Source organism: Anaeromyxobacter sp. SG66 (genome assembly GCF_022690805.1).
In the GTDB taxonomy this organism is placed as follows: Bacteria; Myxococcota; Myxococcia; order Myxococcales; family Anaeromyxobacteraceae; genus Anaeromyxobacter; species Anaeromyxobacter soli.
The window spans coordinates 1-7,874 of record NZ_JALCZC010000154.1; the positions used below are offsets into that span (position 1 = coordinate 1).

At 76.8% G+C, this 7,874-nt stretch carries 8 protein-coding genes and 2 pseudogenes; 8 read left to right on the plus strand and 2 right to left on the minus strand.

Annotated features, from left to right (window positions below):
• The 7 genes and pseudogenes from MNZ39_RS22405 to MNZ39_RS22435 all read left to right on the plus strand — a co-directional run.
• Positions 1 to 416: pseudogene (locus tag MNZ39_RS22405) on the plus strand (shikimate dehydrogenase (NADP+)); the annotation flags it as partial.
• On the plus strand, positions 413 to 1,558 hold the full coding sequence (aroC, locus tag MNZ39_RS22410) for a chorismate synthase (RefSeq protein ID WP_242341320.1): 1,146 nt from the start codon (positions 413 to 415) through the stop codon (positions 1,556 to 1,558). The pseudogene MNZ39_RS22405 and the gene aroC, both read left to right, overlap by 4 nt.
• Entirely contained in the window at positions 1,539 to 2,036 is a 498-nt protein-coding gene (locus MNZ39_RS22415) for a shikimate kinase (RefSeq protein WP_242341321.1), read from the plus strand. The genes aroC and MNZ39_RS22415 overlap by 20 nt, the downstream gene beginning before the upstream one ends.
• On the plus strand, positions 2,033 to 3,202 hold the full coding sequence (locus MNZ39_RS22420) for a 3-dehydroquinate synthase family protein (RefSeq protein ID WP_242341323.1): 1,170 nt from the start codon (positions 2,033 to 2,035) through the stop codon (positions 3,200 to 3,202). Before MNZ39_RS22415 ends, MNZ39_RS22420 begins: the two co-directional genes overlap by 4 nt.
• Positions 3,199 to 3,666 (plus strand): type II 3-dehydroquinate dehydratase, encoded by a 468-nt coding sequence (gene aroQ, locus MNZ39_RS22425; protein WP_242341325.1) that lies wholly within the window; start codon positions 3,199 to 3,201, stop codon positions 3,664 to 3,666. Before MNZ39_RS22420 ends, aroQ begins: the two co-directional genes overlap by 4 nt.
• A 113-nt stretch (positions 3,667 to 3,779) precedes the next feature.
• Positions 3,780 to 4,784 (plus strand): glycosyltransferase family 2 protein, encoded by a 1,005-nt coding sequence (locus tag MNZ39_RS22430; protein WP_242341326.1) that lies wholly within the window; start codon positions 3,780 to 3,782, stop codon positions 4,782 to 4,784.
• A gap of 109 nt (positions 4,785 to 4,893) precedes the next feature.
• The gene (locus MNZ39_RS22435) at positions 4,894 to 5,979 is read left to right on the plus strand and encodes a DUF4303 domain-containing protein (protein WP_242341328.1); all 1,086 of its coding nucleotides are present in this window, start codon (positions 4,894 to 4,896) and stop codon (positions 5,977 to 5,979) included.
• Positions 5,980 to 6,045: 66 nt separating this feature from the next.
• On the opposite strand, the gene MNZ39_RS22440 is transcribed toward MNZ39_RS22435, so the two are convergent.
• Complete coding sequence (locus MNZ39_RS22440; RefSeq protein ID WP_242341330.1) at positions 6,046 to 6,939, minus strand: RluA family pseudouridine synthase; 894 nt, start codon at positions 6,937 to 6,939, stop codon at positions 6,046 to 6,048.
• 148 nt (positions 6,940 to 7,087) lie between these two features.
• A complete protein-coding gene (locus MNZ39_RS22445; protein WP_242341332.1) occupies positions 7,088 to 7,372 on the minus strand; it encodes an FmdB family zinc ribbon protein in 285 nt (94 codons plus the stop codon).
• 144 nt (positions 7,373 to 7,516) lie between these two features.
• On the opposite strand from MNZ39_RS22445, the pseudogene MNZ39_RS22450 reads away from it, so the two are divergent.
• A pseudogene (locus MNZ39_RS22450) lies at positions 7,517 to 7,874 on the plus strand (hypothetical protein); the annotation flags it as partial.

The window sequence follows — 7,874 nt, forward strand, 5'->3', positions numbered from 1 at the left end:
TGCGCGCGGGCGCCGCGCTGCGCATCGCGGCGCGGCGGGCGGACGCGGCCGAGCGGCTCGCGGGCGAGCTCGCTTCGCTCGTCGCCGCCGGGTCGCCGCCCCCCGTGGCGGTGCCGTGGGAGGCGCTCGCCGCCGAGGCGGACGCCGCCGACGCGATCGTGAACGGGACCTCGGTCGGGCTGCACGCCGAGGACTTGCCGCTGCCGCTCTCCGTCCGCGCCGGGCAGCTCGTCCTCGACTTCGTCTACGGCGACACCGCGCTCGCGCGCGCCGCGCGCGAGGCCGGCGCGCGGCTCGTCTCCGGCGAACGCGTCCTCGTCCGGCAGGGGGCGCTCGCCTTCGCGCTCTGGACCGGCCGCGCCGCGCCGGAGGCGCTCATGGCGTCGGCCATCGCCGCGCCCGGGAGGCCCTCATGACCATCCGTTACCTCACGGCCGGCGAGTCGCACGGGCCGGCCCTCGTCGCCATCGCCGAGGGCTTCCCCGCCGGGCTGAACATCGACTTCGACGAGGTGAACCGCGATCTCCGCCGGCGCCAGAAGGGCTACGGGCGGGGCGGGCGGCAGAAGATCGAGAAGGACGAGGCCGAGTTCCTCGCCGGGCTGCGCGGCGGCGAGACGCTGGGGGCGCCCATCGCCCTCGTCGTCTGGAACAAGGACCACGAGAGCTGGAAGGACCTCGTCTCGCCCTACGCCCGCGGCGGCCGCGTCTTCACCCAGGTCCGGCCCGGTCACGCCGACCTCGCGGGCGCCCTCAAGTACGCGCGCACCGACGCGCGCGACGTGCTCGAGCGCGCGAGCGCGCGCTCCACCGCGGCGACCGTGGCGCTCGGCTCGCTCGCGAAGCAGCTCCTCGCCCGCTTCGGCGTCCGGGTCTCCTCGCGCCTCGTGGCCATCGGCCCGCGCCTGCGCCACGTGGAGGAGCCGCCGACCGACGCGGAGCGCGCGGCCATCGAGGCCTCCGACCTGCACGTGGACGACGAGGCGGTCGCCGCGGAGTGGCGCGCCCTCATCGACGCGGAGAAGGCGCGCGGCGGCTCCATCGGCGGCGCCTTCGACGTCCACGCGACCGGGCTCCCCATCGGCCTCGGCAGCCACGTCCACCCCGATCGCCGCCTCTCCGCGCGGCTCGCGGGCGCGCTCTGCGGCGTCCAGGCCATCCGCGCGGTCGAGCTCGGGGACGGCACGCAGGTGGGCCGCTCCGGCCCCGACTTCCACGATCCCATCGCGTACGACCCCGCGCGCGGCTTCCACCGGCCGTCCAACCGCGCCGGGGGCCTCGAGGGCGGCATGACGGACGGCATGCCGCTCCGCGTGCGCGCGTACATGAAGCCCATCCCCACCATGCTCACCCCGCTGCCCACCGTGGACCTCGCGACCCGCGAGGCGACGCAGGCCCGCTACGAGCGGAGCGACGTGTGCGCCGTGCCCGCCGCCGCGATCGTCGGCGAGGCGGTGGTGGCGTGGGAGCTCGCGAACGCGTTCCTCGAGAAGTTCGGGGGCGACGCCATCGTGGACGTGGAGCAGGCGGTCCTCGCCTATGCCGCTCGGATCCGCTGAGACGCTCGCCCTCGCGGGCATGATGGGCTCCGGCAAGTCGACCGTCGCCGAGCTCCTCGGCCGGCTCCTCGGGCGGCGCGTGGTCCACCTCGACGACGCCATCGTCCGGGCGGCCGGACGCCCCATCGCCGAGATCTTCGCGAGCGACGGCGAGCCGCGCTTCCGCGCGCTGGAGCGCGAGGCGGTGGCCGCCCTCCCGGCGGGCGTCGTGGCGGACCTGGGCGGCGGGGCGTTCTGCGATCCGGTGAGCGCCGGGCGGCTCCTCGCGGTCGGCCGGGTCGTGTTCCTCGACGTGTCCGCGGCCGAGGCGGCGCGCCGGCTCTCCGCCGGCGGCGGCGACGCGGCCCGGCCGCTCGCGGCGCGCTGGCCGGAGCTCCTCGCCCGCCGCCTCCCCCTCTACCGCCGCGCCCACCTCACCGTCCCCGTCGACGGCCTCACGCCCGAGGCGGTGGCGCGGCGCATCCTGGAGTCCCTGTGACCGAGCTCGTCGAGGTGATCCCCGCCCGCCAGGGCGACCACGAGTACCCGGTGCGCGTCGGCTCGGGCGCGGCCGAGCTCGTGGGCGCGCTCGCCGACGAGCACGATCGGGTGGCGCTCGTCTCCTGCGCGCGGGTGCTCGCGACCCCCTTCGGCAAGCAGGTGCGCGCGCGGCTCGAGCGCGAGGCGCCGCTCGCCCTCGTGCACGTCCTCCCCGACGGCGAGCGCGGCAAGAGCCTGCGCGAGCTGGAGCGCGGCGCGGTCGCCCTGCTCCGCGCGGGGATGACGCGGCGGAGCCTCGTCGTGGCGCTCGGCGGCGGGGCGGTCACCGACGCGGCCGGCTTCCTCGCCGCGACCTACATGCGCGGCGTGCGGTGGGTCGCGGTGCCGACGACGCTCCTCGGCATGGTGGACGCGGCGATCGGCGGGAAGACCGCGGTGAACCTGCCCGTCGCGAAGAACGCGGTCGGCGCGTTCCACCCGCCGGAGGCGGTGCTCGCCGATCCCGCGGCGCTCGAGACCTTGCCCGCGCGCGAGGTCCGCAGCGGCAAGGGCGAGGTGATGAAGTACGCCGCGCTCCGGCCCGACCTGCTCGAGGCGTTCGGGCCCCAGCTCGCCGCCGCGACGCTCGACCCGCTCGTCATCGCGACCTGCGCGCGCATGAAGGTGGACGTGGTCGAGGCGGACCCTACGGAGCAGGGGCCGCGCAAGCTCCTCAACCTGGGCCACACCTTCGGCCACGGCGTGGAGGCGGCCGGGGCGTTCTCCCGCTACACGCACGGCGAGGCGGTCGCCGTCGGGCTCGCCTTCGCCTTCCGGCTCGCGGCCCGGCTCGGCCGCGTCGGCGCCGACGCCGCGACCGCGGTCGAGGAGCGCCTCGCCGCGGCCGGGCTCCCCGCCCGCGTGCCGCGCGAGACGGCCCGCGCCGCCCAGCGGCTCATGGCGTTCGACAAGAAGCGCGGCGACGGCGGGCTGCGCTGGGTGCTGCCCGTCGCGGTCGAGGGCGGGCGGTGGGCGGTGGAGTGGGACGTCGAGGCGGACGCCGAGGCGGTGGACGCCACCGTCGCCGAGATCGCGGCGCCCGCCCCGTCTCGCGCTTCGACTCGGAAGAAGGGGCGCGCTACGCTCGCGCGCGGCCGCAGCGCGGCCGGAAAGGCAGCCCGATGATCCTCCTCGTGAACGGCCCGAACCTGAACCTGCTGGGGGAGCGCGAGCCCGACGTGTACGGGCGGACCACGCTCCCCGAGGTGGAGAAGCTCGTGCGCGAGGCGTGCGCCGCCTGGAACGTGGAGGTGAAGGCGTTCCAGTCGAACCACGAGGGGGCGCTCGTCGACTTCATCCACGAGCACCGCAAGGCCGCGCAGGGGATCCTCCTCAACCCCGGCGCGCTCACGCACACGAGCTACGTCCTCCACGACTGCCTGAAGTCCATCCCGCACGTGCCGGTGATCGAGGTGCACCTCTCGAACATCCACGCGCGCGAGGCGTTCCGGCGGACGAGCGTCGTCGCGCCCGCCTGCCGCGGCCAGATCACCGGCCTCGGGATGCGCGGCTACCTCCTCGCCGCCGAGTGGCTGTGCGCCGAGGTCGGCGCCGTGCCGGTCGAGCGAGGCGGCGCGCCCAGGCTCTGATGGGACGGCCCGCGCCTCGCGACCGCCGCTGAGCCCCGGCGGGTCTTCGCCCGCCGTTCGCGGCGGCGCCCCGGCGGGCTCGCCTCGCTCATTCGCGCCTGCGGATCACCTGGATGCCTCGCCTCGCCGTCCTCATGCCTGCCCGCGACGCGGCCGACACCGTGCGGGCGGCGGCGGTGTCCATCCTCCGCCAGAGCGAGCGCGATCTCTCCCTCGTGTGCGTGGACGACGGCTCGCGGGACGGCACCGCCGAGATCCTGGAGCGGCTCGCCGCCCGCGACCGGCGCGTCGTCGTCCTGCGCGGCCCGGGGGAGGGCATCGCCGGCGCGCTGAACCGCGGCCTCGCCGCCTGCGACGCGGAGCTCGTCGCGCGCATGGACGCGGACGACGTGGCCCACCCCGAGCGGCTCGCGCTCCAGCGCGCCGCGCTCGAGGCGGACCGCTCGCTCGCCGCCGCCGGCTCGCGCGTACGGCTCTTCCCGCGCCGCATCCTCCGGCCGGGCATGCTCCGCTACGCGGCCTGGCTGAACGGCCTGACGACCCCCGACGAGCTCCACCGCGACCTCTTCGTCGAGGCGCCGCTCGTGCACCCCGCCACCACCATCCGCCGGGCCGCGCTCGCCGCGGCCGGCGGCTGGCGCGACGGCGACTTCCCCGAGGACTACGACCTCTGGCTCCGCCTGCACGCCGCGGGGGGCCGGCTCGCGAACGTCCCGCGCACGCTGCTCGCCTGGCGCGAGGCGCCGGCGCGCGCGACGCGCACCGATCCGCGCTACGCCCTGGCGCGCCACGTGGCCCTCAAGTGCCACCACCTCGCGCGCGGGCCGCTCGCCGGGCGGCGCGAGGTGGCGGTGTGGGGGGCGGGCGAGACCGGCAAGACCTTCGCCGACGCGCTCCTCCGCGAGGGCGTGCGCGTGGCGCTCTTCGTCGAGGTCGACCGGAACAAGATCGGCCGGGAGATCCGCGGCGCGCCGGTCGTCGGCTACGGCGACGTGGCGCGCGCGCGGGGGCTCCCCCTGCTCGTGGCCGTCGGCGCACCCGGCGCGCGGGCGCTCATCCGGGCGGAGCTCGCGCGCGCGGGCTTCGAGGAGCTCTCCGACTACCGCTGCGTCTGCTGACGCGGATGGTCGCGTCGCCGCCCGGGACCGAACCCGACCGCTGCGGTCGCCGACGCGCCGGGGGCGGGATGGCTTCCCGGGCGAGGACGGGGCTACCGTTGCGCTCAGAGTGCGCGCGCCCGTCCACGTCCCCGCCGATCCCGCGGCCGCCTCCTTCGACCTCTCCGCCTTCCGGCGCGCGCTGACCGACCGGACCGCCGCCGCGGTCCGCGCGCTCCGCGAGCGCATCGGCTCCGAGACCCTCTACGCCTTCGCGCTCTACACCGACGCGGAGTCGGGCTACGCGTCGGTGCGCGCCTCGGCGAACACCGAGGAGGGGCTCGCCCGCGCCGCGACCGCCCGCGCGGCCGACGACCCGCGCTTCCGCGGCGAGGCGGGGCGCCGCCTGCTGCGCTGGTCGGCCGCCGACTGGGACTTCCACGACTTCGACGCGGGGGTCCGGGAGGTGGCGCTGCCGGACCCCGCCGGCCGGCGCGAGTCGCTGGACCGGGCGATCCTCACGGCCATGGTGGGCGCGCTCAGGTCGGTCGACCGCGCCGGGCTCTTCGGCCGGGGGGCCGACCGTGCCTTCCTCACGGTGAACGTCCTCTGCCCGCACCCGTCGAGAGCCTTCTTCGTCAGGAACCTGCGCGCCCTGAACCCGGTGCCCACCGTGGAGCGCCACCTGCGGGAGACGGACGCCGCCCCGCTCGTGCGCGCGGTGAACCGCGCGCCGCGGCGCGAGCGGATGCGGATCTGGCTCGCGCTGTACGAGGACCTGTACATGGAGTGGAAGACGCCCATCGCCGAGGAGGCGCGGGCGCGCGGCATGTCGCCCTGGGACGTCGAGGCCGAGCTCGTGAAGTTCGGCCCCAAGGTCGTGCCGAAGCTCCTCGACCTGCTCGCCCACTACGGGTTCGCGCCCCCGTTCGACTCCGCCCGTGAGCTCGAGACGCGCGAGGTGTGGCTCGCCGGCAGCGCGCTCTTCCTCGTCCGGCGCATCGGGGCGGTGCCGGAGGGGCAGATCCACCGCATGCAGACGCTCGTCGCTGCGTTCGTCGAGCGCGACCGGCGCCTGAAGATCGCCTCGACCCTCGCCGAGAACACCGCCCGCGTGCTCCACGAGCTCCGCCCGCGGCGGTTCCCGGAGAGCGTCATGGACCCGCAGACGTACAAGCTCCTGAACCCGGAGCCGTTCCTGCCGCGGCGCCGCTGACGCGGCCGCGGGAGGGCACCGCTCCGCGCGAGGGACGTTGCGGAGGGGAGGCGGCGGGCCCGCGAGTCAGGGCAGCAGCGCGGCCTCCGCGGCCCCGAAGTCGTCCGGCACGGACGCCTCGAAGACGAGCCGCGCGCCGGACGCGGGGTGGGCGATCTCGAGCCGCCGCGCGTGCAGCATGACGCGCGGGATCGCCACCTCGCCGACGCGCCGCGGGCCGCCGTAGCGCGGGTCGCCGAGCAGCGGCGCGCCGAGGTGGGCGAGGTGCACGCGGATCTGGTGCGTGCGGCCGGTCTCGGGGCGCGCCTCGACGAGCGCGGCGAGCGGGCCTTCACGCAGCGTCCGGTAGCGCGTCGCCGCCGCGTCGCCGCGCGGGTCCACGCGGCGGAGCCCGGCGCGCGCCGGGTCCTTGCCGAGCGGCGCGTCGATCCGCCCCTCGGGCGGCGCGGGGGCCCGGGCGCACAGCGCGAGGTAGGTCTTCTCCGGCGTGCCGGTGCGGAACGCCTCGGCGAGCGCGGCGGCCGCGGCGGCGCTCCGCGCGAGCACGGTGACCCCGCTCGTCTCGCGGTCGAGCCGGTGGACGAGCGTCACCGGCGCGCCGAGCAGCGCGGCGACGAGCTCGGGCAGGGTGCCCTGGTCGGTCGTGAGCGTCGGCTGCGCGGGCACGCCCGCGGGCTTGTCCACCGCGACGAGGTCCCGGTCCGCGTAGAGGAGGCGCGAGCGGTCGAGCGCGCCCGGCGCGGGCGCGGAGCGGCCCGCCTCCTCGAGGTTGACGACCACCTCCTGGCCTTCGTGGAGGAGCTTGCCGGAGACCTTGCAGCGGCGTCCGTCGAGGAACACGCCGCCCGCGTCGAGCGTGCGCCGCGCGATGCCGCGCGAGATGCCGCCGCGCGCGGCGATGAAGCGGTCGAGCCGCTCGCCCGCGTCCGCGGGGCCCACCGCGAGGGAGAGCCGCTTCATGTTTCGACGGGGGCTGCGCCCCCGCCCCATCGGCGGAGCCGCTGGGGCCCCACCCCTGCTGCGCGGGGCCCTGGCGCGCTGCGTCCTGCGGACTTGCGCGCCGTCCCGCGGGCGCGGCTTCGCCGCTGAACTTCGGCGCGCCGCTCTGCTAGCACGCGCCGGCGCCCTGCTTGGCGGGGCAGGTCGCGCAGGCGTCGGCCTTCGGCTCCGGCTTCGACTCGGACTTGTCCGACTTGCCGGTGATCGCGGCGGAGTTCCGGCCGTTGTAGTCCGTGATGTAGAAGCCCGAGCCCTTGAAGGCGAAGGCGCTCGCGGACATGAGCTTCGTCACCTTCGAGCCGCAGACCTCGTGGATCTCCAGCGCCGGCGAGGACATCTTCTGCAGGTGATCGAAGCGCCCGCACTTGGGGCACTCGTACTCGTAGATGGGCATACCCGTGAATCTCCGACGGGGAAGCTAAATTCGGCGGAATCGCTGTCAAGCGACCGCCCGGCGCGGTAGGTGGGAGCGCCGCCGTCGCGAACTGGTTCGCGCTCGGCGCCCGTCGCCCGACCGGGTCGGAGGATGCCTTCTATCATGGACGCCCACCCGATGGATCTGCTGCCGGGCGAGCTCGACGCGCTCGGCGCCGCGCTCGACGAGGAACGATTCCGGCACGTCGCTGGCCTCGAGCCGGAGCCGGCGCTCGCCCGGCTGTTCGCCGTTCATCCGCGCGCGGCGCACCGCGACACGGTGAAGGCGCTGCGCGAGGCGGGGGACGAGCCGCTCGCGGCCCGGGTCGGCGCGCTCCGCGCCGAGCGCGCGGCCGCTGAGGACGAGGAGGCGTGGCGCGCCGCCGAGGCGCGGGGCGCGGCGCGCGGGCCGGACGGCATCGCCTCGCTCGCCGCGCTCGAGGTGGCGCTCCTCCGCGAGCGGGACCGGGCGCGGCGGCTCG